This is a genomic window from Flavobacterium amniphilum (assembly GCF_023634845.1).
GTDB lineage: Bacteria > Bacteroidota > Bacteroidia > Flavobacteriales > Flavobacteriaceae > Flavobacterium > Flavobacterium amniphilum.
Map to the genome: position 1 here is coordinate 19,603 of NZ_JAMLJL010000012.1, position 23,085 is coordinate 42,687.

The following is a 23,085-nucleotide window of genomic DNA, read 5'->3' on the forward strand; positions in this document are numbered from 1 at the left end:
TTTTTTTACTCTAAATAAAATAGCCCGGAACTATAACCGGAACGGGAAATTATGTACTTTTAACAGTCCCGGAATTATAACACTGACAACAATTAATGAAACTAATATTCTTACTACCTGTTTTACTTCTTATCAGCTGCAACGACAGTAAAATAAGCAAGTCACCTGATAGTTGTGATTGTGAAGAAACAATAGATAATGATTCCATATTTTTTGCTTCGGATGTTACAATTGAAACAAATGCTGATCAACAAATCTTAACCTTCAATTGTGCTTCGGTCAAAAATGATGTGCTAACTTACAAAAGACCTCCTGCATTAAATGATGTAAAATGTACTTCAGCACAAAACCATGAACTGAAATTATCTCCGGATTACGATTACGCCTGTAACGAAATGCGATACATGGAGATAACTGCTGACGGTGCAAAACTTATGTTTTATGATGAATTAAAAGATAATCCGGAAAATTATTATCTGTTCAAGGTAAACAAAAAACGCATCGTCACCTCAATCTATAAATTAGAATAACAACTGATTATCATATCCTGAAAATGAAAAGTTTCGTTTTAATCCTGACAACAGTCTTTCTTTATAATTGTAAAGAACCCGTAAAACTGTCCAAAGCCGAACAATACTTCGAAAACAAATTGAATACAGAAATGTTTTCGAAAAACTTCGAAGAAGATTCTGAATATGGATACATTAAAATCGGGAAGTTTTTAAATCCATACAAAACAAATGCTGTCGTGGTCAGCCTTGATTCTATTACAAATTTAAAAGTCTATGATCTCAAAAATGGTAAATGGGAGAAAAAGTATCAGCAAAACAACGTTGATATAGTAAGGATAAATAGCATAGAAGCTTTTATTGCAGATTACAACTTTGACGGTATCAAAGACATCGGGATTAAAAACCAGGTTTCAAACGGCACGGCCATTATGGCATTTCACCTATGGCTTTCCGACGGTGAGTCATTCAAACATGTTCCGGAATTTGCAGAAATAGGAAACCCAATCCTGATCCCAAGAAAGAAAATTGTACGTGGATTTAGTGGTTGCTGTGCATTCAACGAAATGATAATCTCAGATTATACCTGGAACAAAAGCAAACTCAATAAAACAGATGAACTGGAAATCAACAATTACCCAAACGGAAACGGAATTGAAGCCCATCTGAAAAACCTGAAACTGAAGAAAACCAACAGGATTAAATTATCAGATAAAGACATTTCAAAAATCATTAATAAATACAGTGGAAGCCAATTGACCTTCGACACAACTGCCATCGATAATTTGCAATCAATACAATGAAACACATATAATGAAATACATCACAAAACTCTTACTTACCGCAACTTTAGCATTAGTATCGGTAAGTTGCAATACCAAAGACAATAACAACAATCAAATCAGCCTGAACAATGATGCTGAACCCGATCTAAAAACCGAAGTCGGTAAAATCAACAACCTATTAAAAAAGTACGAAGAACCATCTCAACTGTTTAAAGTTGCTTCAAACAAACCTTCAACCGTAAAAGGTAAAAAAGGAACCGTAATTTCCATCAATCCGGCTGATCTTATAACAGAAAACGGTCAACAACCCGGTAAAACCATTGAAGTTGAATTAAAAGAACTTACGAATCAAAGTGATCTGTTACGCACAAACGCACAAACAGTTTCAAACGGAAAGCAACTGGTTTCCGGTGGTGCTTATTTTATCAATTTAACTTCCGGCGGCCAACAGTTAAAACTGAAAAAAAACAAAACGTTATCAGTTGCGTTTCCAAAACTGACCAACAAAGAAATGCAACTGTTTTATGCACAACGTGATTCTTTGGGACAACTTGACTGGCAACTGGCCAACCAAAAATTTGAAAACAAACCGAAACCGGAAGCCGGGAAACCACAAATACTTGACAGTATTGTTGTAAACGATATCGATGCTATTCTTGACTATACAGAAGATGCAAGTGATAGAACCTCTAAACAGCGCGGCGATGCAAAACCAGATCAAAATCAGATAATTGAAGACAAAGTCTATGAAACAATCCAATTAAAGCAGTTCGGGTGGATCAACTGTGACCGGTTTTATGAGGTTGAAAATAAAACCAATTTAAATTTTGCTTTTAACGAAAAAGATAATGTCGATTATGCAAATGTGTATCTGGTTTTCAAAGACATCAACAGTGTAATGACTGAACCCTATTTCACCATTAAAAACAAAAAATACAATTCAGCATTTATTGATATTCCAGTTGGAGCCAAAACACAACTTATCGCTATTTCAATTAAAGACGGAAAAACCTATTCCTTTAAATCAGATCTGATCATAACAAAAAACCAGACGATCAACCTGACATTGACTGAAACAAACGAAAAGCAAATCAATAAATTGTTTCAATAAAATTGATAATTATCTAAAATTCCATGAAAAAAATATTGTTCCTCATCCTGATTGCAACTGTTTCGGTTGGTTTTTTCATACAATCTGAAAAAGAGGACAACCGGTTCGTCAGCTACACCGTTAATCCGAAAAAACAAAACCTTGCTTTTTTCTGGAAGACCAAAACCGGTGAAAATTATCAGAATGCAGGGAATCTAAAGACTTGGTTAAAAAAACAAAACAACGAACTTCTGTTTGCAACCAATGGCGGCATGTACAAAAAAGACCATTCACCACAGGGTTTGTACATTGAAAATAAAACGGAAAAAAGTAAAATCGATACAGCTTCAGGAAATGGCAACTTTTACCTGAAACCGAATGGTATCTTCTACATCACTACCGGTAAATCGGCTAAAATCTGTACAACCGAAGATTTCATCAACAACGGAAAAGTCAACTATGCCACACAATCGGGCCCAATGCTGGTCATAAACGGCGAAATCCATTCCGCATTCAAGGAAAACTCAACCAATCTGAATATCCGGAACGGGGTTGGAATCCTGCCCAACAACGAAATCCTCTTCGCCATGTCGAAAAAGGAAATCAACTTCTATGATTTTGCTGCTTATTTTAAAAAAATGGGATGTAAAAATGCTTTATACCTCGACGGATTTGTTTCGAGAACATACCTGCCGGAAAAAAACTGGGTTCAAACAGACGGTGATTTCGGAGTGATCATCGGAGTGACAAAATAATTAAACCATAAACAAACTGCTTCTGCCAAACTTCAATATATTTGCAAACCATAATAAAATTGAAACATTACCTAAACAGGTAATGCACTAAAACACCCCAAATGAAAAAATTATTTTACCTGTCTTTTCTGATTGCATTTTGCAATTGTGATGATAATGATGATTCTAATACAATCACCAACACTAAAATTGAAAGCTATAACTCTGTTTACGGACAATATGATTCGAACCAATACCCGGTTGTCCGTTCCGTAAATTTAGTAAAGCTTGAATATGATACAAAAGGACGCGTAAGCAAAAGAATTGGTGATGTAATGACTTATGCTTCCGGCTCCGGACTTGGCCCCACAATTACACATTCTTATTTTACAACTGTCGGATATTCCAACAATCAAATAAAACTTACAAAAGGGCTTTCTGAACCTGGTCTTTCACCGGCAATAAAAGAAGCCGTAATTACTCTTGATGGGCAAAAAAGAATGGTTAAAAAGTGTAATAAGTTTGAAATCAATGTTGGAGAAGTTTTATTCGATACCATTAACTTCAAATACAAAAATGACAAACTTATAAGCTACGTCAAAACTTCAAATCAGGAAACACCACGTTTTGATATCAGGACTTTTGAAGAATCCTCGCTTTATTACAATAAAAAGAATAATCTGGACAGTATAGTCACAATAACATCTATAAAATACAGTGATGAACCGTATAAAATACTGAAATCCAAAAAGGTGCATATCTTTGAAAACTACGACACTTCCTTTAATCCTTTAAAAAAATTGGGGATATTTGAAGAAACGTTTTACAGATCATTATCAAAGAACAACTACAGAAGATATAGTGTTAAGACCGGCAGCTATTATTACCCTGACCAGAATTTCAGTCTTGAACCGATTGCAAGTCCTCCAACAGTTGACTATACCCTCAATTGGAACCTTACTTACGATGCCAACAGGAATTGGCTCTATAATGAAAACAATTAAACCGCTAATCCAAAAAAATCTATAGTTTAGCTAAACGGTTAAAATACTAAAACATAAAACATGAAAAATAAAATATTCGTATTCCTGTTCTTTTGGTTAACAACAGGCTCTTTATTCGCCCAAAATATTGCGCAAATTGACTCACTTACCGTAGAAATGTGTAAATCGCTTTCGATGGCAACGGATAAGAACAATAAGGAAAAAATCGAATTTGTATTCCAAAAACACATTCCGGAATATTTTGAAAAAATCCAGGTTTCAACACAAACCGAAGCTGATTCAATCAGTGACAGAGTCTTTTTCCGCCTTCAGAAAAACTGTAATTATTTCAGCGATCTTTTGGAAACCCTTGAGGAAAACAAAAGCGATTGGAAAGTATTGGACACTAAACCTTCTTCCAAAATAACACAAAAAGACTATAAAGATTTTTCTAGAGGAGGCAGCTACTATTACAAAGAACATAACGGAACGATCGTTAACGTGGAAATTAAAGGAAAAAAATGGTCGGAAACTTTTCACGACGGAACTTTTTCAAAACTGACACTAATTCATAAAGAAAACGGTGAATTTGACCTGAAATTCATAGAAAGCAATAACGGAACCAGAAAAAACCTGAGTGTTAAAGACGATATCTACCAGTACGGAATTTATGAAAAAACCGGTGATGTCTATTTAATTTGGGCAAAGACAGCTGACAATAGGTTATACGGATTCAAACTTTATAAAAAGTAATCAGTCAAAATGAAAATAAATTTCTTTCACTTAATAACACTGATTGCCTTAGAATTCCTTTACTTCATAGGACTTATAGGGAGTTTTAGTTTATTACTCTTATTGTATGGCAACATCCTGAATGATGCTACAATAATGGGAGTATGTTTTATTATGTTAGTGATACTACCACCTGCAATTTTCAATTTTTACATGTGGATAAAGAAAAGAAAGGCTTCTGAGTTTGAACTGGCAAACAATTACATCATAACTCAATTGATAATTACCTGTTTATTCGGTTGGTTTTTATGCAATGAAGTAATTGGATAATAAATACAATGAAAAAATTGCTCTTTCTCACGATAATATTCTCGCTCATTTCCTGTTCAAAAACAAGAACACTAAACCTGAGACTTGAAAACGGTGAAGGAATTTCAACTGAAACGAAACTAAAAGTTAACGGTTTCGAAATTGGTGAAGTCAACACAGTCAAACTCGATGAAAGTGGGGAAATGCTATTGCTGAATGTTTCGGTAAAACCGGATGTAAAACTACCGGCCGATTCTAAATTTAAAGTCGAAAGCGAAGGTTTTATCGGATCAAAAGTCATAGCCGTAAAAATCGGAACCCAAAAAGAAGAACTGAATGAAAGGAGCATGATAATAGTAGAGAATGAAACTTTTTCAGGCGATTCATTGCCAACTAAAATGCAAAAGGTAATCAACGATATCACCGGAAAAGACACTAACGACTCTATCTTGAAAGAATTGAAACGCCTAAACGAAAATCTTGAAAAAAGAAAATGAGTACTCCATTCAAATGTATCCTGATGCTACTCTCACTTCTTTTTTTAGGTTTTTACAAACCCGAAAAGAGAACGGTTTACACCGGAACTGTAACAATCGATCCTAAATACAAAGACGAAATAGCTTACCTCAACATCGAATTCAGGGATCACAAAAAAGCGGTTGCCGGTAACATGCTTCAACAGGATTGCTCATTTAGGATTACAACAAAAGCAAACAAAGAGCTGGACATTTACTATACCGGAATGGGAATCGGTGATACGTACCTGCAAACGGTAAAACCAACTGACAAGGATTCGGTTTTCCTTTCCTTCAAAATCCCGAAGGAGTATCAAAAGAAAGCCGGAAAAGCAATTTGCCCAAAATGCAACAAACAAGATAAAACCATCACAATCGCATACGGATTTAAATCAATTGTCATATACGCCGAAAACCAGCCTCCCTACACCACTTATGAAGGATACGGCAAGGAAGAAGTATATGACGGCGGCTGCAATTCTTCAGAAATTAGTGCAAAGTTCTTCTGCAAACGGGATGCTATTAAATTTTAAAAATAACCAACTTTAAATGAAGGCTTTTTTTTTCCATAAAATCCAATGATAATCTGATGACACAACAAATCTTATTTTTTACCGCCATATTAATTGGGGCATTTTATGTAGTAAAGTATGGGAATAAGGCAAAAGCCAACATAGAAAAGTTTCAGAAAAATAAAGAGGATAAAAAAACCGATTATTTGAATCAAAAAGTCTTTTACGGATTAAAAAACAGAAATTCCGGTTTTGACAGTGAAGCTATATATTATTTCTCGGAAGAAGATTTCCAGATAGTTTTAGACCGGACAGAAAAACTGAATATCGGAATCTATGGGATAGAACCCTGGCTTAACGAAGAATTTTATGATTTTGCCGGATTTAAAGATTTTGGTAATGACCCATATGACGCAAATTGGTACAAACAGGCATTTGAAATGTTTAAAAAGCAAAACAAACCGCTACTCTACTCCGCAAGTTATGCCATATCGGATAGTTTACTGTAACATTATAAAGGCTTCGGATTGACTTCAAAAATGAGTCCAAAAACAAACAACCTATCTCCTCCAATCTTGCAAAAATGAAAATCCCAAATAAAAGAACACTCTTAAACACTAAAAACCTGTTTACGATCTCCATTATCGTAATCACGTTAACCATTTTAAGTGTATGGATTCATGGTTTAGGGAAACACCGCACGGTAATTGAAAACTCGTTGCTGTCAACGTTAATCCTCTCAGTAGCTTTTTTTCTTTTCATCTCAATAAATCTTTTCAACGGAACAAAGCTGAAAGATAATCTGGGAAAAATTAACGATAACTTCGACACATCAAATTTAAAAAAATCAACATCTATCGGTGATTTACCTGATTTAGATTTCGGAGATGCTGATGAAGGTATTTTCGGGGTTATACTGAGTATAATACTCTGGATTATAGTAATGATTCTAATCAGTTATCTGTTTTTCATACTGGGAACCGTAATCTGGTTTTCGGTTTTAACGTTTCTGGGCATGCTGTACTGGGTATTTTTCAGAGCCTTGAGGCTCATTTTCAAAAAGTCACCAAGCTGTAATGGCAATCTTGGTAAAAGCCTTGCATACGGAATCACTTACACTTTCCTTTACAGTTCGTGGATTTACATCATAATTGCTTTAGCCGGTAGTTATGCTGAATAAGTCTTTTAATGCTTACTTTTGGGTATAAACCAATCAGAATAAACCTGATGAAACAACAAATACAATAAAAACATGTGCCGATACGCCGCAAAAACATACAAACCCCACTATGCCTGTTTCGATTGCCGAAAAACTTTCAAACGGAGATTATTGTGGGATATCAACCGGAGCGATGAGGATCAGGAAATTCAAGCAAAATGCCCACAATGCAGTACACTCATGGCTAATATGGGTAAAGATTTTGCCGCTCCCAAAAAAGACAATATAAAACAATGGGAACTCCTTAAAAGCATATATTCGGTGGGTATCAATTTTCATTCCTGCGGATGCTCAGGCCCAGGGTATATACCAAATTCCAAAGAGAGCTTAATCGCTCACTTCAATGAAATCCTAAATGAATACCACGGCCATCTTAAGTATTGGCAATTAAAAAAAGAGCCGGGTAATAACACCGAAAAAGAAAAGCAATACTGGCTTGAAAAAATCAAAGAAGCCGAAGACAAATTAAATATACTGAACGGTTAGTATCTGTCAAGTAAAGTAAGCCTCGGAAGAACTGAAGTAAGGCTTAGGTCGACTGAAGAATGCCTTGGAAGAACCGAAGAATGCCTTGGAAGAACCGAAGAACGACTCGGAAGAACCGAAGAACGACTCGGAAGAACCGAAGAATGCCTCGGAAGAACCGAAGAATGCCTTGGAAGAACCGAAGAACGACTCGGAAGAACCGAAGAACGCCTTGGAAGATGTGAAGAATGCCTCGGAAGAACCGAAGAATACCTTGGAACAACTGAAGTAAGGCTTGGAACAAGATTATCAATCCTTAAAACTGCGTTAATTCTCTTTTTACCACTTATTCTTTTGGATAAATTTGTGTAACAACTCACCATCTCCCAAACAATCCTAACATTGGTAAAATAAGAACAAATGAAAACACGGATAATCATTCTGCTACTCTCTTTCTTCTGTTCCAATTTCATGCAGGCGAACGAATATTGGAAGAAAGATTATGCAAAAATCGATGCATACGCCAAAACCGTAAAATCTACGGCCGACCTCAACCAACTGACTCTAAAACTTACCGAAAAGTACACGGCCGATTTAGATAAATACCGCTCAATCTTCACATGGATAGCACACAACATCGCATACGATTACAATGCATTGAAAAATCCGTCACAGGCGGTTGTCGAACCGGTTAAAGTGCTCCGGAGCAAAAAAACAATCTGTGAAGGTTACACCGGCTTATTCCGGAAAATGTGTGAACTGGCTAATCTGGAATGCACCACAATCATCGGATGGAGCCACATAAAGGAAAACATCGGAAAAAATTTGGGAAACATCCCAAACCACGCCTGGAACGCCATAAAACTCAAAAATCAATGGTATCTCTGTGATGTGACATGGGGCGCAGGATCTATTTACGAAGGTACAACCGGCTTTACTTTCGAATTTAACGACTCATACTTCTGTACGCCGCCTGAATTATTTTCATTCAATCATTTCCCGCAACAAAAGGAATGGCTTTTTGGAGAAGAATTATCAAAAGAGAAATTCAATAACCGTCCGCATTTCTATCCGCTCACCGTAAAAATGAATACCCGCAATTTAACGCCTGAAAACGGAACATTAAACTTTAAAAAAGGGGCTGTTGTCAAATTTAAATTCAAGGCAGATATCGATGTAAAACAGGTTTTGGCAAATCCTTCGGGCGCAAACAAATCGCCCATACTCAATTTCACCCAGGAAAACGGTGAAGTAAAATTTGACTATACATTCGATACATACAAACCTTATTTATACATTTACGTCAACAATCAATCTGTATTATTTTATAAAGTAAACAAACCATGACAACATCCGGAAACCAAATCGAAATTCCGCTCAGCAAGAAAAAGATCTTTTTAATCCTTCTCATCTCAATTCTCTTTACCGCAATCGGTTTTTGGTTTGTAATCAATCCGCCAATTATCAAAAATCCTGTTTTCGGAAACCCGCTGATGATCACAATTCTGGGGTATGCTTCAATAATCTTCTCCGTAATTTGTATGTTCTTCTGCATCCGGAAACTGCCTGATAACAAACCGGGCTTAATAATCGACAACGAAGGTTTCATCGATAACTCAAGTGGTGTTTCGGGAGGACAGATACTATGGAAGGACATCGAGAATATTTCCATTTTCGAAATGGGACGCCAAAAACTAATCATGCTGCAGGTAAACAATCCGGAGGTATACATCAACAGACAAACAAACGGTTTCAAACGCAAACTGATGGCCATGAACCATCAAATGTACGGTACGCCTTTAAGCATAACGGCTAACGCACTGGACATTTCTTTCGACGAACTTCTTTCAATTCTCTCGGAAAAACTAAACGCTTCTAAACAATACTAAAAACCAATACAAAATGTTCAACTTCTTCAAAAAGAAAGACAAACCAACCGAAAAGTTATCCCACGCCGATTATAATATCATTTTCGACAATCAAATTGTTGAAAACACCCAAATTGAAGTGATTGAAATTGGTAAATTAAATCTCCCAACAGGAAAAATCAGTGTGTGTGATCCTCTGGCTTATCCTGATATACCTCCATTCAAAAACAAAGTAAAACCGGGAAAATATCCGGTTAAATTGTATCAGGCTAAAACGGAAGATATGGGCGACCGGATCACGGTGGCCAAATTGGAATTCAGTTCCAAAAAAGCAGATAAATGGGTACTGGCACTACGCGATGATGAAAACCTGGCTGATCTCACGGAAGATAGCGACTTCTTCGGATTTCCTGTCGATGCCGGACTGGGAGGCTTCATGGATTATGAAACTGCTCTTGAATATAACCGGTTTGTTCTGCAATTCATAAAGGATAACCCTGACGGAAATATTTATGATGATCTTTTTGCTTACGAATTTAAAAAGAGTGCCAAAAATCCGGACAACGAATATGAGTGCGGAGACTGGGTAAACTATGCACTACCGGGTACAGACTTAAACATTACAATGTTTTCTTCCGGTTATGGAGACGGAATGTATCCTGCATATTGGGGAATGACAAATGATAATGAAATCGTTTCTCTGGTAATCGATTTCTTTGTTTTACTTCTGCCTGAAGATGGTGAAGAGGAAGAATAAAAATCATTTAAACAATATTTTCATGACACAAATAAACATAACTAAAGAGGAATTCTCCATCTCAACCGATAAAGCAAAACTGGACGTAAACGCAATCCATGATTTTCTGTCGGTAAAAGCCTATTGGTCTCTTAATATCCCAAAAGAAACAGTACAAACGGCCATCGATAATTCATTGTGCTTCGGAGTATACGAAAACAATAAGCAAATTGGCTTCGCAAGGGTAATTTCTGACAGGGCAACCATTGCTTACCTGGGTGATGTATATGTTTTGGAAGAATACAGGGGAAAAGGTTTATCCAAATGGTTAATGGACACCATAATGAATCATCCTGATTTACAAGGACTCAGAAGATGGATACTGTTAACCGGCGATGCACACGGTTTATACCGTCAATATGGATGGACAGATATTGCCGATGCTTCTAAATGGATGGAACTTCACAATAAAAATGTATATTCGGTTTAACAATCATAAAACGTATAACCAAAAACCATGGCAGAATCTAACAACAAAACCCCGAAAGTAACCGGAATCGGCGGAATTTTCTTCTTCACTGATAATCCAAAGGATACAAGGGAATGGTATGCTAAAAACTTAGGCTTTAATGTGAATGACTGGGGTTCGACTTTCGAATCGAGAAATATCGATAACCCGGAAGAAATTACCCAATTGCAATGGAGTCCGTTCAAAAACGGCAGTGAATACTTCGCTCCTTCCAAAAAGGATTTCATGATCAATTACACAGTCCAGAATATTGAAGGTCTGGTAGCACAATTAAAGGAAAACGGTGTGACAATCGTCGATGAAATTACAAGTTATGATTACGGCAAATTTGTCCACATCATGGACGCCGACGGGAATAAAATTGAACTTTGGGAACCGGCTTAATCTGTTTTCCAAAATCTGAAACAGTAATACCAACTCACTATGGACTATACCCGCGTATATAAAATGTTGTTCTCAAGCGTGTATCCTTTATACATTCAAAAAGTAGAGAAAAAAGGAAGAACGAAAGAGGAATTGGATACGGTTATATTCTGGCTAACAGGATACAACAAGGATACATTACAACAGCAAATTGACAGGAAGACAGATTTTGAAACTTTCTTCGCCGAAGCGCCGCAAATCAACCCCAATGTTTCGAAAATAACAGGCGTAATATGCGGTTACCGCGTAGAAGACATCGAAGATAAACTCATGCAGCAAATCCGTTACCTGGATAAACTGGTCGACGAACTGGCGAAAGGAAAAGCCATGGAGAAGATTTTAAGACAGTAAATAAACAAGACTGGTATGGCAAAAAACAAAACCACCGAAACAGAAGTAAATCCAGCTGATTTTATCAATTCATACGTTGATAATGATCAAAAAAAGACTGACAGCTTTCAATTAATTGAATTAATAACGCAATGGTCGGGATTCAAACCTAAAATGTGGGGACCAACGATCATCGGTTTCGGAAGCTACCATTACAAATACGCCAGCGGTCACGAAGGTGATATGCCGCTTCTGGGATTCTCTCCACGCAAAGCCGAATTTTCACTTTATGTCTACTCTCCTACTGATGAAAGCAAGGTTTTATTGGATATCTTAGGGAAATTCAAGATGGGTAAAGCTTGCATCTACGTCAAAAAACTTTCGGATATCAACCTGGAAATACTTGAAAAACTCTGCAAAGAATCAATTGCATACATAGAAGAACACCATGAATGCGGTTGCAGGGAATAATGTTATCATTTCAATAATCTGTCCCGATAAAAAGTACTGAAATAAACATTCAGAGCCAACTTTCGTATATTTGGCTTGGTGATATAAGTCCGCCACCAAAAAAACATGAATGCAGAAAGCTCTATCTTCTCTTTTTTAAAGCAACCTTACCCTTTTTATTATGAGGGCAAAAAACTATTACAGATAATAAGCATCGCTTTCGTCATTTGTTTGATTTTCAATTATCTGTTACAGCCTTTTGATGTTAATTTCAGCGAACATAAAATACCTAATTTCTGGATATGTGTTGTTCATTCCACTACACCTATTGTATTATTCTTTGGCATTGCCTTCATTTGTCGCTTTTTACCTGAAACTACCGATAACTGGACCATCAAAAAGGAAATAGTTCTTATCTTTTTTCTGGTGTTGTGTACCGGTATCTCCCAATTTCTGATCCGGGATATTATTTACAATAATCCAGATAACTGGTCCTGGCATTATTTAAGGGAAGAAGTATCAAATTCTTTTCTCGCCGGACTTTTCATCGGTCCGCTGATTATTTTCATCAACCTAAACCGCCAACAGCATAAAAACAGTGAGAATGCAAACCGTATCGCGGCCACATTACCCCATGTCGAAGAAGTTCCGGCCGATACAACCGTAACAATCGAAACCGAAGTCAAATCAGAGAAGTTTTCGTTCGACATCAATTCTTTCATCTACGCCAAAGCAGAAGGCAATTACGCCGAAATTTTCCTGAATGAAGACGGGAAAACTAACAAACTGATCAAACGCATCCCGATTAAAAACCTGGAAACACAACTTAACGCTTTCCCTTTTATTGTCAAAACACACCGTTCAGTTTTACTCAACCTGAACCAAATCGAAAATGTAAGCGGGAATGCACAAGGATATAAAGTGACCATGAAAGACTGTTTGGAACCGGTCCCGGTTTCAAGAAACTATATCCAGACCTTTAATATAGTCATGCAAACACGGTAAACTGCTTTGCTGTTCATCCCAAAACATAGCATAACATCCCAAAACAATGTAATTCATCCCATATCAATGCCTTTCAAAACAATAATTTGTAAAGGAATTTAGCTTCGGCCAACTTTGCATAAAAATTTTAGAATTATGCGCAGATATGACTTAGACTGGCTTAGGGTAATTGTTTTCATGTTACTCATTTTTTATCATGTATCCATGTTTTTTGTAGCCCCGGATTGGGAATGGCACATCAAAAACAATGTAACTTACGAATGGATTAAATATCCAATGAAGTTTTTAAATCAATGGAGACTTCCCATCCTTTTCGTAATCTCGGGAATGGGAACTTCGTATGCTTTGTCTAAAAGAAGCGCCGGAATGTTTGCCTGGGAAAGAATCAAAAGGCTCTTGCTCCCGCTTATCTTCGGAATGCTGGTTATCGTACCACCACAAGTGTATATTGAAAAGCTCTCAAAAGGACTTATCAAAGGAAGTTACTTTGACTTCTGGCCGTCGCAGGCTTTTATCGGTGAATACCCGGAAGGAAACTTAAGCTGGCACCATTTATGGTTCATCCCCTACCTCCTATTATTCTCATTAGTACTCATCCCGGTATTTATTTACCTGAGAAAAAATCCGGATTGTAGCATTTTAAGACTGACAAAAAGAATCTGTCAAAGCAAATGGAATCTCTACTGGTTCATCGTGCCTTTATATTTAATAGAATCATTCATAGAACCTTTCTTTGAAGAAACTCACGCTTTAATTGGCGACTGGTTTATAATCATCAACAGCATGACTCTATTCTTTTATGGTTTCTTACTTATTTCGGTTAAGGAAACGTTCTGGAACACAGTCGAAAAATACAGAAGAACTTATTTATACTGCGGATTAACCGCTTTCAGCATACTGTTGTTCATCATTACCGTTTTTGAAGACGGCTATACCAGACATTTTATCGAAGCATTCATTTATGTTGCATCATTTTGGTCGTGGATACTGACGCTCTTCGGATATGCCTCAAAATACCTGAACAAACCAAGCAATCTTTTAAACTATTGCAATCAGGCCGTGTATCCGTTTTACATCCTGCATCAAACAGTAACTGTAATTTTAGCCTATTTTGTAATGCATCTCGAATGGGGATTTTCATCAAAATTCATATTTCTTTCGGCAGGAACTTTCCTCATATCATGGATAATCTATGAATTTTTCATCAGAAGATGGTTACTCATCAGACCATTATTCGGTTTACAAAACACTTATAAAGAAAAGGTTACAAAGCCATACAATGCAGTCTCATAAAAAATAAATCAGGTTTATTTTACAAAACTGTAACAAAAGATACATCCATACGTCTTACTACAGAATTAAAATAATCAATCATGAAACTACTTAAAAACTTAGCAGCTGTATTTTTAGTTGCTTTCACATTCGCAACGGCTTCAGCACAAACTGCCGAATCAAAAAAATTAATCGTGAACAAATGGGTAATGGATTTAGAAGCCATGAAGCCGGTTGTTATGACACTGATGGCTACAAACCCTCAGTTCCTGGCATTGGACGAAGCGACAAAAGCATCTGCAATTGAACAAACAATGGCACAGCTTGCCACTTTAAAAGTTGAATACAAAGCCGATGGTGTTATGTTGAGAAATGATCCAACCGGATCAGTTACCGGAACTTGGTCAGTAAGTGAAGACGGTAAAGAATTAACCACAAAAGCAGAAGGCAAACCGGATAAAAAATACAAAATCCTGGAGCTTACAAAAACTAAAATAAGTATGATGTCTGCAGACGGAAGAAACTTAATCCTGAAAACTGAATAAAACAAAAGCCGGAAATTATCTTCCGGCTTTTTCTTTTATAAACGCTTTTAAAAACATTGCTATTCTTAACTTTTCGGTATACTTTTATAATACTGAAAGAAGACTTAGCCATAACTGATAAATGAAAAAAATTAAAACATCCTCTCTTTTTTTAATCTTGTCTTCCATCCTTTTTATATCGTGTAAAAATGATAATAACAAATTAAAATCTGAAGTTATACCACAAAAAGAAGATTTGGAAAAAGCAGTTGATAATCCTGAGAGCAAAAATCTTTCCCTCCTCTATAGTGAAGATAGTGATAACGGTTCCGGATCAATTCAGATTTCAGCTTCTGAGTCACATGAAAATGATAAATATTTCCTCACGGGAAACAAAAACTTCATTATTGCTTCCATACTTAAAAAAATGGACGGAAGTATGAAACTGATCCAACAGGATACTTTACTTTCAGATGAGTTTCAATATGTTCATGTTGATGCAAAAAACTTTGTAAAAAAGACAATCAACAATAGAAATAACCTTCTTATGTCAGTATTGGAAACACCAATGGGAAATGGAGATCCTGAAAGATATGTGACTTTCTTTATGATTGATCTAAAAAATCTTAAGTCTTATTCATTACAATACAAAGGAGAGGAAAGTTTAAGATGTGATGAATGTATCGATGGAGAATTCATTAAAAATAAAACGTTGGAATCAAATCCCGAAATTAAAGACGTTCTTTATCAATATGCTAATACAAGTAAATGGATTTATACTCCGAAGGGAAAAGAAAAAGACCTTTCCCATTACAAAAACTATGTGCAAAAATGGAATGCAGATAATAATACCGAAAATAATTTAGCCAATGGGAATTCACCTCTCCCTGATGTACTATACAGCACATACTACAAAGAAAACCTTTTTGAATTCACAGGAGATTATTCAGAGAATGAAGCAATTGAAAACAACAATTATATAATAGTCAGCTATTTCCGCAACAGTATTATAGCATATGATAAAAACAAAAAGCTTTATTTCCCAGTTTTTGTCGAAAGCTGTGCAACCGGATGCAACAAAGAAATAAAATTCGTATCTGAAAATACCATTGAAATACGCTATACCGAATATTCAGGGCATAAAGGAGAAATCATTGACCTTAATGCTATCAAATTTAAAAATTAAATGAGCTATTCCAAAGAAGAGTTAAAACAGCAGGAATCAGTAATCAGAAAGAATGTATTTCTGGTCTTTTTATCCATTGGAATAGTTTTATCCGTAATCTTTTATTTCCGGGATAATTCACTTAACTACCAAAAGAAAAGGTATTATGAAAGCCACAACCTTGAATTTAACGGTAAGGTAATCCAAAAGAAGCAAAAAGGAGATCATCCTACAGCAGGGAGGTCAATTATTCTGAGTAATTATGATGAAAAAAGAATACAGAAAGCAACTTATGAAAAAATAAGCATCAGTGATTCTGTAAGTAAAAGAAAAGGCTCAGATACAGTATATTTTTATTTAAAAAACGGTGAAATCCTGACCGAAGACTATAACGAATTTGAAAGAGAAGCTTATTTCGAATTAAAAAAAGAAAAAGAAACTAAAGATTAAGCAAAACCCCGGGACTCTTAACTTGAAATCACAGCTGCTTCTTTAAGCAAATCCCGCAACACTTCATCTGGGATAGTATCCATACCAAAATATCGCAATGATTTGACAAGAGTCCTGCCTTCGACGGTTAAAAACTCAGGATGCAATTGCAAATGCTTTCCGTAAAAAAAGCCAAGATCTACATACTTTTTCTTTGGCACTACATTAATATAACATAAAGGCATTTTCCCAATGTAAAAAAAAGGAAGTTTCCACTTATACAATAGCTGTGCTTCGGGCACAATTTGTTGTACCACATCACATAGGTAAAAAATAATCTCCTGATAAACTTCAGGTTGGTTGATAATATATTCTTCTGCAGGTTTCATATCTTAAAACTACTAAAAGTTTCCGGATTCGGTAATTTTTAATTCTGGTTTGAATTAAATTTCAATCAAAATCAAAAAAATCACTTCATAAAAACTCCCATAAAACAAGGGATAAGGTTATATAAAATCCAAAATAACAAAACCTTAACACTCTGGTTATTTACACTTTGGCACGCACTTTGTAAACAAATTCTGTCAGGAACCAAAACGTAATAAAAAACTGATATAAAATTGTAAACCATGAGTAAAAAATTACACTACACTGAACAAAAACACAAATTACACAAAACAAAGAATGCAATTTCTGACGCCCCGTTAATTTCATTTAAATCTGCTGAACTGCCTACTTACCTGTAACAGACACAGCCCCATTTCTACATCAAGTTTATCCTCTGGCTTTTCGGCCTTATGTAATCCCAAAAGATTAAAATTTCACGACATGGTCGGAATAAGCCGAAAAAAGACCCTAAACAGAAGTAGGTAAAATCATAAAACAAATTAAAAATGAAACAAATGAAACAAATTTCCGCAGTTGCTCTTTCAGCAGTGTTCTTAATGACAACAGGTTGTGCATCGGTTGTAAGCAAAAGCAGTTGGCCTATCACAATCAACAGTGTGCCGGAAAACTCAAGAATTTCAATAACCGACAAAAAAGGAATTGAAATCTACACCGGACAAACACCGGCTACATTGAAACTAAGATCCGGAAGCGGCTTTTTCAGCAGAGCACGCTATCAGGTAAAATTTGAAAAAGAAGGGTACCAGTCAAGAACGCTTCCAGTAGAATTCAAATTAAACAAATGGTATTTTGGTAACTTATTGGTAGGTGGGGTTTTAGGTTTATTGGTTATCGATCCGGCAACCGGGGCCATGTACAAATTGGAGAATAAATACCTTAACGAAACTTTGATTAAAAACAACGCCACTGCCGAAGTTGAAAATCAGGAAGAACTTAAAGTGTACGGAATAAACGAGATTCCACAAGATTGGAAAAATCATTTAGTAAAATTATAAACCATTGATTTACGCCATAGTTGTTTCTTACCATTAATTTGGTAAGTAAAAGGGATAAGTGTAAAAGCTTATCCTTTTTTCATTTTCAAAGTATATAAAACAACGAATCCAAATCTAAACTTTGTATTAATACTTCTTTTATTCTTATAAACAGTACGGAGAATTTGCTCAATATTACATTTTACTATAATTTTGCAGCCCTGAATTTACAAGCCTTTAGGTGAATTTCACAATAAAGCTCTTCAAATTAATCTATAAGTACATGAAGAAAACATTACTATCTCAATTATCTTACAATACCACCATCTTTCCAATACACTGATTCTCAAACTTATTAAAAAAATACATTCCCACTTCATTGTTTAGTACATTGATGTGTGAATCATAAATGAAAAAAAACGGTCGGAACAAACCGAAAAAAGACCTTAAACAGAAGTAGGTAAAATTATTGAAAAATTTAAAATGAAAGGAATGAAACAAATTTCCACAATCGCTCTTTCAGCAGTATTCTTAATGACTACAGGTTGTGCCTCAATTGTCAGTAAAAGTAGTTGGCCCATTACCATCAACAGTGTGCCTGATAACGCCAAAATCTCAATTACAGACAAAAAAGGAATTGAAATTTACAACGGGCAGACACCTGCTACATTAAAACTTAAATCCGGAAGCGGTTTCTTCGGAAAAGCACGTTATCAGGTAAAATTCGAAAAAGAAGGTTACCAGTCAAGAACATTACCGGTTGAATTCAAATTAAACGGCTGGTATATCGGTAACTTAGTTTTCGGCGGACTTTTAGGATTTTTGATCATTGACCCAGCTACAGGAGCAATGTACCGTCTTGAGACGAATTACCTTAACGAGACTTTGGTTAAAAATAACACAACAGCAAGTGCTGAAAACCAAGAACAACTTAAAGTGTACGGTATCAATGAAATTCCGCAGGAATGGAAAGACCATTTAGTGAAATTATAATAAATAAATAATTTACTCAATAAATATTTCTTACCATTGATTGGATAAGTAAAAAAGACCTGCTTTTATGTGGGTCTTTTTTTGTAATTACCAACTTCCTCTTCACTAATCACTCTTTACCAATCACTAATTTTAAAAACTTTGTATATTTATGTCTCTGAACATTAAATCGTTGAAATATGCAACTGGTACTGCAAATCTTACTCGGACTCGTTTCATTGATCTGCTTTCTGGGCGGACTTAACCTTCTCATCAAGGGAAGTACTTCTTTCTTACCTGAAAATAGTCCTCCGCTACCCGTTCTTGATAACCTCTTCCGCTTTCTGGCCGGTATTTATTTCGGACTCACTTTTCTTATGGCATGGGTAACTTTACATTTTGAAGAAGTCGGTGATTTAATCTATTACATCGGAGTTGTAGTGATTTTTTCTGGTTTGGGCCGGTTCTATTCCCGCATCAAGGTAGGCTCAGCCGGTAGTTATTTCAATTTTATCATGCTTTTTGAAATTATATTGGGATTAGCTATGATACTGCTGCAATACTTCAGATAATCACAGTCACTTTTATATAAACATGAAAACAAATATAAGTACACTTTTGATTCTCTGGCGGCTGCAATCACCATCTAGCTCACCGCCTTTTTTGGTGTAGCCATTTTCTGCAATATACCTCTCAACAATCAACCCGATAATTTCCAAATCAGCACAGCCACAGTGGAAGAAATCATTTTCATGCGAAAACTTTTCGAAAAACCTTGGAATAATTACCATACAATTCGTACTATTGCCTCAATATCAGTATTTTTATCAACTGTTTCATCATTAATTAAATCGAAAATGTAACCAAAACTACTCCCCAAAGCCCCATGAAATTTACCCCAAAACTAATCGTAACCCTACTTGGGCTTATAGCATTAACCTCGTGCTCTAAGCCTCACAATTCAAAGCAGGCAATCCATTCCGAATTAAAACATCTGGTCAATCTTGAACTTGATACCTCAAAATTTGTTGTTTTAACCGACTCTGTACACAACACAGAAGGAGCTTTTGACCTGGATTATACCTGGTATGCCAATATCAGATTTGACAAAGACTATTTTGAAAATGTCAAAAAAACTATCCGTTCTTCGGCCAACTTCAATACCATTACCAATGAATATGATAAAAAATGGTTTTCAATTGACACCTCTAAAATAAAAGGAGTCTGGCATTCTGATTCGGTATTTCTGGAATACATCCAAAAACCGAAAGGCTTCAAATCCGAATCCATTTACCTTTCCATTGATACTACATCACGGGAACTTAATCTCAGACTGATACATTTATAATTAACATTAAAACCGGCCTTATTCAGTAAAAAACACGTACTTCTACTCTTTTGTAAGACAATACATCGTATTAAGTTTGAAGTTTAAACTCAAATAAACTATAAACTAAATACTATGCAAACAAATCAAGATTCGGGTATTCCGGCAGGATGGGTTGGCGGTTTTCCGCCTCAAGGCTCACCTATGCAGTATCCAACAGCAGATCTTTCCTCATTGCCAATGCTCGGCAATATGGACAATATTAATTTCCTTCAGCGCCAAATGGGTGTCAGATGGCCTGAATTCAGTTGGGAAACCCAAAAAGGAAGTGCCGATCCCAAAAGATGTTACCAGCAGTTCGCGCCTTACATTTCCAGAATCGGTTATACAGATGAAGGAAGGGTATACTCGATTATTTGCCCGCAACAGGGTATCTGGCTTAAGGACGAACTTTGCCTAAATGTTGAAGTTACCGTTACCGGACAGAGAGGCTGGGTAAACGAACAACCTTCAAATAAAAATGAATACCTGGCTGCCGATATGACCGTGGAAGGCAAAATATGGTTCACACCAAGTGAGAAACAAGGCGATAAAATAAACGAAATATGGCCACTTCTTCAATATTCATTACCGAAGTTTCCTTTAGACAAAGAAAATGCAATTAGGGTTCAAACCCATCTCCCGGGGAATCCTGACCAACCCATTTTCCCGGTAAGAGGTGGTATATCCACACTTTTTCCTAATCCTGATTTTGCTTTACATCCACAAGCCTTTGCAACCGGAAACATCGCCGTGGAGATTGGTGATATCAAATTAACCAAAGACCCAATTGTCGACGGATTCAACAAATTAGTCATGGACGCTTTCAATCTGGGTTCCGGTAATATGCTGCAACCCGGCAATATCTTATCATGGAACCTTTGGTTTACCGAACCTGGTCTGGTTAATATTCCTGAATGGAAAAACCATGCAGACTTCTGGCGGAAATCTATCGATGCCCATCATGGCTCGCCAACTGGTGACGGCACAAATGCACGCTATTTTGACGGAACGCTTTTCAGTCCTGAACAAAATGCAATCGACGAAATCATCCAAAAAATCATCGATTTCATTAAATCGCATATATAAAATAGCGCAAACACAATAAATTACTAACTAATCCTTGGTTTTGGGTTGGGCCCGGTTTCTGATTGAAATCTCGGCCCAGCCCATTTTTTATAGCAAATCTAAAAATTCTAATAGACAAATAATGGCGTGTCCCTCCGGGCCGCGTGTTCCGCTAACACGAGCGAAGCGAACTGGCGAAGCAATCTTTTACTCCGCTGCGCTGCATAAAAGGATGCCGCTGCACCCGCTCACGCGAACGCCCATCTTAAAAGAAAGTATGACTTATACAGGAGGAAAATTCCTAATTCCAACAATCTAATAATCTAAGAATCTAATCATCTAAAAAAAACGGCATACAATTTGTAATAAAATTCTTTCAAATAATATAAACAGAATAAAAAAACACAAACTAAAAAAAGAAAAAAGTATGTCATCATCTGCAGAAACAGGACACGCAAAAAATCTTGCTAATTTCCAGACACTTATCGAATTCGTTTCAGGTTATGGAAATACCTACAACCCTTCCAAAGAAACCCTGAAGATCCCACAACTAAACCTCATCGCAACAAATGCCCATGCTAAATTGTCAGATGTCACCCAGAAAAACACCGATTACAACAATACTGTCAACGACAGGATTCTTGCCTTTCAAAATCTCAGAACCCTTTCAACCCGACTCATAAATGCTTTACAGGCTACACATGCCTCAAAGGAAACCATCAAAGATGCCAAGGGTTACAACCGTAAACTTCAGGGAAAAAGAGCTTTAAGCGCAACGATAATTCCGGATCTTAACACACCTGCCCCGGTAAAGATCAGCACAAGCCAACAATCATTTGACATGCAGGTCCAGCACTTTAATGGACTTATTTCAGTACTACAATCTGAAATCAGCTATAAACCAAACGAATCCGAATTGAAAATTACTGCCTTGACCTCTAAACAATCTGATTTAGAGGCAAAAAACAGGGAAGTTTCAGTCGCATATGTTAATGTCAGTAACTCCAGAATCATGAGAGACAGAACGCTTTATGACAGCGAAATCGGGCTAGTAGATGTCGCCACCGAAGTTAAAAAGTACGTTAAATCTGTTTATGGCACCAGAAGCCCCGAATTTGAAATGATCAAAGGAATAAGATTCAGGAAAGTTTTATAACTAATATCCTTCCCCTCTGAAACAGCTTCCTTATATTCAACGGTTTAGTAGTGAATATAAGAAAGCTGTTTTTTTACTAACACAGTAAACTCAGACCAAAAGACTTTTAGCTTCTACCACCATACTTTACCTTCCTTTCATTAGACTTTTTCTTCCTTTCATTAGACTTTTTTTATCTGTAAAAAGACTTTTTCCTTCTGCTTTTAAATTTTTCAGTTCTGTCAATAGTTTTTTCTTTTCTGAATATAAACTTTTCGTATCTGTTAAAAGACTTCTTATTCCTGCCAAAAGACTTTTTGTTTCAGCCAAAAGACTTTTAAGTCCTGTAAAGTAACTTGTCACAACTTTTCCCTAATTTTATGACACCTCTCCTGCTGTAACTGACACGTCATAATGAGTATTTATCATTTATCCATTGATAATCAACACTGTTTTATAGTAACCAAACCTGACAAACCGGATACTTTAAGATACTTTTCAGGAAATAAAATGTTTTTTTGGAAAAAAATAATTGATTATTTATTTGGTCATACCCGAATTTATATTTTACTTTGTTT

The 23,085-nt window shown here is 36.2% G+C and carries 33 protein-coding genes; 30 read left to right on the forward strand and 3 right to left on the reverse strand.

The window, feature by feature from the left end; genetic code table 11:
• Nucleotides 1-95: 95 nt before the first annotated feature.
• The 24 genes from NAT51_RS13610 (at nt 96) to NAT51_RS13725 (ending at nt 16,605) form a co-directional block, all read left to right on the forward strand.
• On the forward strand, nt 96-530 hold the full coding sequence (locus NAT51_RS13610; protein ID WP_250599525.1) for a hypothetical protein: 435 nt from the start codon (nt 96-98) through the stop codon (nt 528-530).
• A gap of 23 nt (nt 531-553) precedes the next feature.
• The gene (locus NAT51_RS13615; RefSeq protein WP_250599527.1) at nt 554-1,312 is read left to right on the forward strand and encodes an XAC2610-related protein; all 759 of its coding nucleotides are present in this window, start codon (nt 554-556) and stop codon (nt 1,310-1,312) included.
• 10 nt (nt 1,313-1,322) lie between these two features.
• The gene (locus tag NAT51_RS13620; RefSeq protein WP_250599529.1) at nt 1,323-2,405 is read left to right on the forward strand and encodes a hypothetical protein; all 1,083 of its coding nucleotides are present in this window, start codon (nt 1,323-1,325) and stop codon (nt 2,403-2,405) included.
• A gap of 23 nt (nt 2,406-2,428) precedes the next feature.
• Nucleotides 2,429-3,139 (forward strand): phosphodiester glycosidase family protein, encoded by a 711-nt coding sequence (locus NAT51_RS13625; protein ID WP_250599531.1) that lies wholly within the window; start codon nt 2,429-2,431, stop codon nt 3,137-3,139.
• A 101-nt stretch (nt 3,140-3,240) separates the two neighbouring features.
• Nucleotides 3,241-4,122 carry a hypothetical protein gene (locus NAT51_RS13630; protein ID WP_250599533.1) on the forward strand — a complete coding sequence of 294 codons (882 nt, stop codon included), beginning with the start codon at nt 3,241-3,243 and terminating at the stop codon, nt 4,120-4,122.
• A 60-nt stretch (nt 4,123-4,182) separates the two neighbouring features.
• The gene (locus tag NAT51_RS13635) at nt 4,183-4,854 is read left to right on the forward strand and encodes a hypothetical protein (protein WP_250599535.1); all 672 of its coding nucleotides are present in this window, start codon (nt 4,183-4,185) and stop codon (nt 4,852-4,854) included.
• A gap of 317 nt (nt 4,855-5,171) precedes the next feature.
• A complete protein-coding gene (locus NAT51_RS13640) occupies nt 5,172-5,639 on the forward strand; it encodes an MlaD family protein (protein WP_250599537.1) in 468 nt (155 codons plus the stop codon).
• Nucleotides 5,636-6,190 (forward strand): hypothetical protein, encoded by a 555-nt coding sequence (locus tag NAT51_RS13645; protein WP_250599539.1) that lies wholly within the window; start codon nt 5,636-5,638, stop codon nt 6,188-6,190. The genes NAT51_RS13640 and NAT51_RS13645 overlap by 4 nt, the downstream gene beginning before the upstream one ends.
• A gap of 56 nt (nt 6,191-6,246) precedes the next feature.
• Nucleotides 6,247-6,678, forward strand: a complete 432-nt coding sequence (locus NAT51_RS13650) for a hypothetical protein (RefSeq protein WP_250599541.1) — start codon at nt 6,247-6,249, stop codon at nt 6,676-6,678.
• Nucleotides 6,679-6,752: 74 nt separating this feature from the next.
• Nucleotides 6,753-7,349: a hypothetical protein gene (locus NAT51_RS13655; RefSeq protein WP_250599543.1), complete on the forward strand. Its 597-nt coding sequence runs from the start codon at nt 6,753-6,755 to the stop codon at nt 7,347-7,349.
• 150 nt (nt 7,350-7,499) lie between these two features.
• Nucleotides 7,500-7,874, forward strand: a complete 375-nt coding sequence (locus NAT51_RS13660; protein WP_250599545.1) for a hypothetical protein — start codon at nt 7,500-7,502, stop codon at nt 7,872-7,874.
• A gap of 64 nt (nt 7,875-7,938) precedes the next feature.
• The gene (locus NAT51_RS13665) at nt 7,939-8,145 is read left to right on the forward strand and encodes a hypothetical protein (protein ID WP_250599547.1); all 207 of its coding nucleotides are present in this window, start codon (nt 7,939-7,941) and stop codon (nt 8,143-8,145) included.
• A 128-nt stretch (nt 8,146-8,273) separates the two neighbouring features.
• Nucleotides 8,274-9,200 carry a transglutaminase domain-containing protein gene (locus tag NAT51_RS13670; protein WP_250599549.1) on the forward strand — a complete coding sequence of 309 codons (927 nt, stop codon included), beginning with the start codon at nt 8,274-8,276 and terminating at the stop codon, nt 9,198-9,200.
• Nucleotides 9,197-9,742, forward strand: coding sequence for an STM3941 family protein (locus tag NAT51_RS13675; RefSeq protein WP_250599551.1), 546 nt, complete (start codon nt 9,197-9,199; stop codon nt 9,740-9,742). Before NAT51_RS13670 ends, NAT51_RS13675 begins: the two co-directional genes overlap by 4 nt.
• A 13-nt stretch (nt 9,743-9,755) precedes the next feature.
• Nucleotides 9,756-10,478, forward strand: a complete 723-nt coding sequence (locus NAT51_RS13680) for a DUF4241 domain-containing protein (RefSeq protein WP_250599553.1) — start codon at nt 9,756-9,758, stop codon at nt 10,476-10,478.
• A gap of 22 nt (nt 10,479-10,500) precedes the next feature.
• Complete coding sequence (locus NAT51_RS13685; protein WP_250599555.1) at nt 10,501-10,947, forward strand: GNAT family N-acetyltransferase; 447 nt, start codon at nt 10,501-10,503, stop codon at nt 10,945-10,947.
• 27 nt (nt 10,948-10,974) lie between these two features.
• Nucleotides 10,975-11,370, forward strand: a complete 396-nt coding sequence (locus NAT51_RS13690; RefSeq protein ID WP_250599557.1) for a VOC family protein — start codon at nt 10,975-10,977, stop codon at nt 11,368-11,370.
• 39 nt (nt 11,371-11,409) lie between these two features.
• A complete protein-coding gene (locus NAT51_RS13695; protein WP_250599559.1) occupies nt 11,410-11,760 on the forward strand; it encodes a DUF2200 domain-containing protein in 351 nt (116 codons plus the stop codon).
• A 15-nt stretch (nt 11,761-11,775) separates the two neighbouring features.
• A complete protein-coding gene (locus tag NAT51_RS13700; RefSeq protein WP_250599561.1) occupies nt 11,776-12,210 on the forward strand; it encodes a DUF1801 domain-containing protein in 435 nt (144 codons plus the stop codon).
• A 105-nt stretch (nt 12,211-12,315) separates the two neighbouring features.
• On the forward strand, nt 12,316-13,194 hold the full coding sequence (locus tag NAT51_RS13705) for a LytR/AlgR family response regulator transcription factor (RefSeq protein ID WP_250599563.1): 879 nt from the start codon (nt 12,316-12,318) through the stop codon (nt 13,192-13,194).
• 135 nt (nt 13,195-13,329) lie between these two features.
• Nucleotides 13,330-14,487 (forward strand): acyltransferase family protein, encoded by a 1,158-nt coding sequence (locus tag NAT51_RS13710; protein ID WP_250599565.1) that lies wholly within the window; start codon nt 13,330-13,332, stop codon nt 14,485-14,487.
• 80 nt (nt 14,488-14,567) lie between these two features.
• A complete protein-coding gene (locus tag NAT51_RS13715; RefSeq protein WP_250599567.1) occupies nt 14,568-15,011 on the forward strand; it encodes a hypothetical protein in 444 nt (147 codons plus the stop codon).
• A gap of 121 nt (nt 15,012-15,132) precedes the next feature.
• Nucleotides 15,133-16,176 (forward strand): hypothetical protein, encoded by a 1,044-nt coding sequence (locus tag NAT51_RS13720; RefSeq protein WP_250599569.1) that lies wholly within the window; start codon nt 15,133-15,135, stop codon nt 16,174-16,176.
• Nucleotides 16,177-16,605 (forward strand): hypothetical protein, encoded by a 429-nt coding sequence (locus NAT51_RS13725; RefSeq protein ID WP_250599571.1) that lies wholly within the window; start codon nt 16,177-16,179, stop codon nt 16,603-16,605.
• A 17-nt stretch (nt 16,606-16,622) separates the two neighbouring features.
• Here the strand turns inward: NAT51_RS13725 and NAT51_RS13730 are convergent, their stop codons facing one another.
• Nucleotides 16,623-16,973 (reverse strand): DUF1801 domain-containing protein, encoded by a 351-nt coding sequence (locus tag NAT51_RS13730; protein ID WP_250599573.1) that lies wholly within the window; start codon nt 16,971-16,973, stop codon nt 16,623-16,625.
• Nucleotides 16,974-17,486: 513 nt separating this feature from the next.
• On the opposite strand from NAT51_RS13730, the gene NAT51_RS13735 reads away from it, so the two are divergent.
• From NAT51_RS13735 to NAT51_RS13745, 3 genes are all read left to right on the forward strand, one after another.
• Nucleotides 17,487-17,987: a PEGA domain-containing protein gene (locus NAT51_RS13735; RefSeq protein WP_250599575.1), complete on the forward strand. Its 501-nt coding sequence runs from the start codon at nt 17,487-17,489 to the stop codon at nt 17,985-17,987.
• 471 nt (nt 17,988-18,458) lie between these two features.
• The gene (locus tag NAT51_RS13740; protein WP_250599578.1) at nt 18,459-18,959 is read left to right on the forward strand and encodes a peptidase associated/transthyretin-like domain-containing protein; all 501 of its coding nucleotides are present in this window, start codon (nt 18,459-18,461) and stop codon (nt 18,957-18,959) included.
• 179 nt (nt 18,960-19,138) lie between these two features.
• Nucleotides 19,139-19,510 (forward strand): DUF4345 domain-containing protein, encoded by a 372-nt coding sequence (locus tag NAT51_RS13745; RefSeq protein ID WP_250599580.1) that lies wholly within the window; start codon nt 19,139-19,141, stop codon nt 19,508-19,510.
• Nucleotides 19,511-19,522: 12 nt separating this feature from the next.
• Here NAT51_RS13745 and NAT51_RS13750 read toward each other — a convergent pair whose 3' ends face one another.
• Nucleotides 19,523-19,729 carry a hypothetical protein gene (locus NAT51_RS13750; protein ID WP_250599582.1) on the reverse strand — a complete coding sequence of 69 codons (207 nt, stop codon included), beginning with the start codon at nt 19,727-19,729 and terminating at the stop codon, nt 19,523-19,525.
• A 95-nt stretch (nt 19,730-19,824) separates the two neighbouring features.
• On the opposite strand from NAT51_RS13750, the gene NAT51_RS13755 reads away from it, so the two are divergent.
• The 3 genes from NAT51_RS13755 to NAT51_RS13765 all read left to right on the forward strand — a co-directional run bounded on the left by NAT51_RS13755 (nt 19,825) and on the right by NAT51_RS13765 (nt 22,528).
• Nucleotides 19,825-20,286 (forward strand): hypothetical protein, encoded by a 462-nt coding sequence (locus NAT51_RS13755; RefSeq protein WP_250599584.1) that lies wholly within the window; start codon nt 19,825-19,827, stop codon nt 20,284-20,286.
• 114 nt (nt 20,287-20,400) lie between these two features.
• Complete coding sequence (locus tag NAT51_RS13760; RefSeq protein ID WP_250599586.1) at nt 20,401-21,393, forward strand: hypothetical protein; 993 nt, start codon at nt 20,401-20,403, stop codon at nt 21,391-21,393.
• A gap of 406 nt (nt 21,394-21,799) precedes the next feature.
• Entirely contained in the window at nt 21,800-22,528 is a 729-nt protein-coding gene (locus NAT51_RS13765) for a hypothetical protein (protein ID WP_250599588.1), read from the forward strand.
• A 126-nt stretch (nt 22,529-22,654) separates the two neighbouring features.
• Here NAT51_RS13765 and NAT51_RS13770 read toward each other — a convergent pair whose 3' ends face one another.
• Complete coding sequence (locus NAT51_RS13770; RefSeq protein ID WP_250599589.1) at nt 22,655-22,837, reverse strand: hypothetical protein; 183 nt, start codon at nt 22,835-22,837, stop codon at nt 22,655-22,657.
• Nucleotides 22,838-23,085: the final 248 nt, after the last annotated feature.

Coding starts and splice junctions, on each gene's coding strand:
- NAT51_RS13615 (WP_250599527.1), top strand. CDS start 554: ATGAAAAGTTTCGTTTTAATCCTGACAACAGTCTTTCTTTATAATTGT.
- NAT51_RS13735 (WP_250599575.1), top strand. CDS start 17,487: ATGAAACAAATTTCCGCAGTTGCTCTTTCAGCAGTGTTCTTAATGACA.
- NAT51_RS13680 (WP_250599553.1), top strand. CDS start 9,756: ATGTTCAACTTCTTCAAAAAGAAAGACAAACCAACCGAAAAGTTATCC.
- NAT51_RS13710 (WP_250599565.1), top strand. CDS start 13,330: ATGCGCAGATATGACTTAGACTGGCTTAGGGTAATTGTTTTCATGTTA.
- NAT51_RS13755 (WP_250599584.1), top strand. CDS start 19,825: ATGAAATTTACCCCAAAACTAATCGTAACCCTACTTGGGCTTATAGCA.
- NAT51_RS13655 (WP_250599543.1), top strand. CDS start 6,753: ATGAAAATCCCAAATAAAAGAACACTCTTAAACACTAAAAACCTGTTT.
- NAT51_RS13610 (WP_250599525.1), top strand. CDS start 96: ATGAAACTAATATTCTTACTACCTGTTTTACTTCTTATCAGCTGCAAC.
- NAT51_RS13765 (WP_250599588.1), top strand. CDS start 21,800: ATGTCATCATCTGCAGAAACAGGACACGCAAAAAATCTTGCTAATTTC.
- NAT51_RS13720 (WP_250599569.1), top strand. CDS start 15,133: ATGAAAAAAATTAAAACATCCTCTCTTTTTTTAATCTTGTCTTCCATC.
- NAT51_RS13685 (WP_250599555.1), top strand. CDS start 10,501: ATGACACAAATAAACATAACTAAAGAGGAATTCTCCATCTCAACCGAT.
- NAT51_RS13700 (WP_250599561.1), top strand. CDS start 11,776: ATGGCAAAAAACAAAACCACCGAAACAGAAGTAAATCCAGCTGATTTT.
- NAT51_RS13715 (WP_250599567.1), top strand. CDS start 14,568: ATGAAACTACTTAAAAACTTAGCAGCTGTATTTTTAGTTGCTTTCACA.
- NAT51_RS13705 (WP_250599563.1), top strand. CDS start 12,316: ATGAATGCAGAAAGCTCTATCTTCTCTTTTTTAAAGCAACCTTACCCT.
- NAT51_RS13650 (WP_250599541.1), top strand. CDS start 6,247: ATGACACAACAAATCTTATTTTTTACCGCCATATTAATTGGGGCATTT.
- NAT51_RS13640 (WP_250599537.1), top strand. CDS start 5,172: ATGAAAAAATTGCTCTTTCTCACGATAATATTCTCGCTCATTTCCTGT.
- NAT51_RS13740 (WP_250599578.1), top strand. CDS start 18,459: ATGAAACAAATTTCCACAATCGCTCTTTCAGCAGTATTCTTAATGACT.
- NAT51_RS13645 (WP_250599539.1), top strand. CDS start 5,636: ATGAGTACTCCATTCAAATGTATCCTGATGCTACTCTCACTTCTTTTT.
- NAT51_RS13620 (WP_250599529.1), top strand. CDS start 1,323: ATGAAATACATCACAAAACTCTTACTTACCGCAACTTTAGCATTAGTA.
- NAT51_RS13670 (WP_250599549.1), top strand. CDS start 8,274: ATGAAAACACGGATAATCATTCTGCTACTCTCTTTCTTCTGTTCCAAT.
- NAT51_RS13690 (WP_250599557.1), top strand. CDS start 10,975: ATGGCAGAATCTAACAACAAAACCCCGAAAGTAACCGGAATCGGCGGA.
- NAT51_RS13635 (WP_250599535.1), top strand. CDS start 4,183: ATGAAAAATAAAATATTCGTATTCCTGTTCTTTTGGTTAACAACAGGC.
- NAT51_RS13745 (WP_250599580.1), top strand. CDS start 19,139: ATGCAACTGGTACTGCAAATCTTACTCGGACTCGTTTCATTGATCTGC.
- NAT51_RS13725 (WP_250599571.1), top strand. CDS start 16,177: ATGAGCTATTCCAAAGAAGAGTTAAAACAGCAGGAATCAGTAATCAGA.
- NAT51_RS13730 (WP_250599573.1), bottom strand. CDS start 16,973: ATGAAACCTGCAGAAGAATATATTATCAACCAACCTGAAGTTTATCAG.
- NAT51_RS13695 (WP_250599559.1), top strand. CDS start 11,410: ATGGACTATACCCGCGTATATAAAATGTTGTTCTCAAGCGTGTATCCT.
- NAT51_RS13630 (WP_250599533.1), top strand. CDS start 3,241: ATGAAAAAATTATTTTACCTGTCTTTTCTGATTGCATTTTGCAATTGT.
- NAT51_RS13760 (WP_250599586.1), top strand. CDS start 20,401: ATGCAAACAAATCAAGATTCGGGTATTCCGGCAGGATGGGTTGGCGGT.
- NAT51_RS13675 (WP_250599551.1), top strand. CDS start 9,197: ATGACAACATCCGGAAACCAAATCGAAATTCCGCTCAGCAAGAAAAAG.
- NAT51_RS13625 (WP_250599531.1), top strand. CDS start 2,429: ATGAAAAAAATATTGTTCCTCATCCTGATTGCAACTGTTTCGGTTGGT.
- NAT51_RS13750 (WP_250599582.1), bottom strand. CDS start 19,729: ATGGTAATTATTCCAAGGTTTTTCGAAAAGTTTTCGCATGAAAATGAT.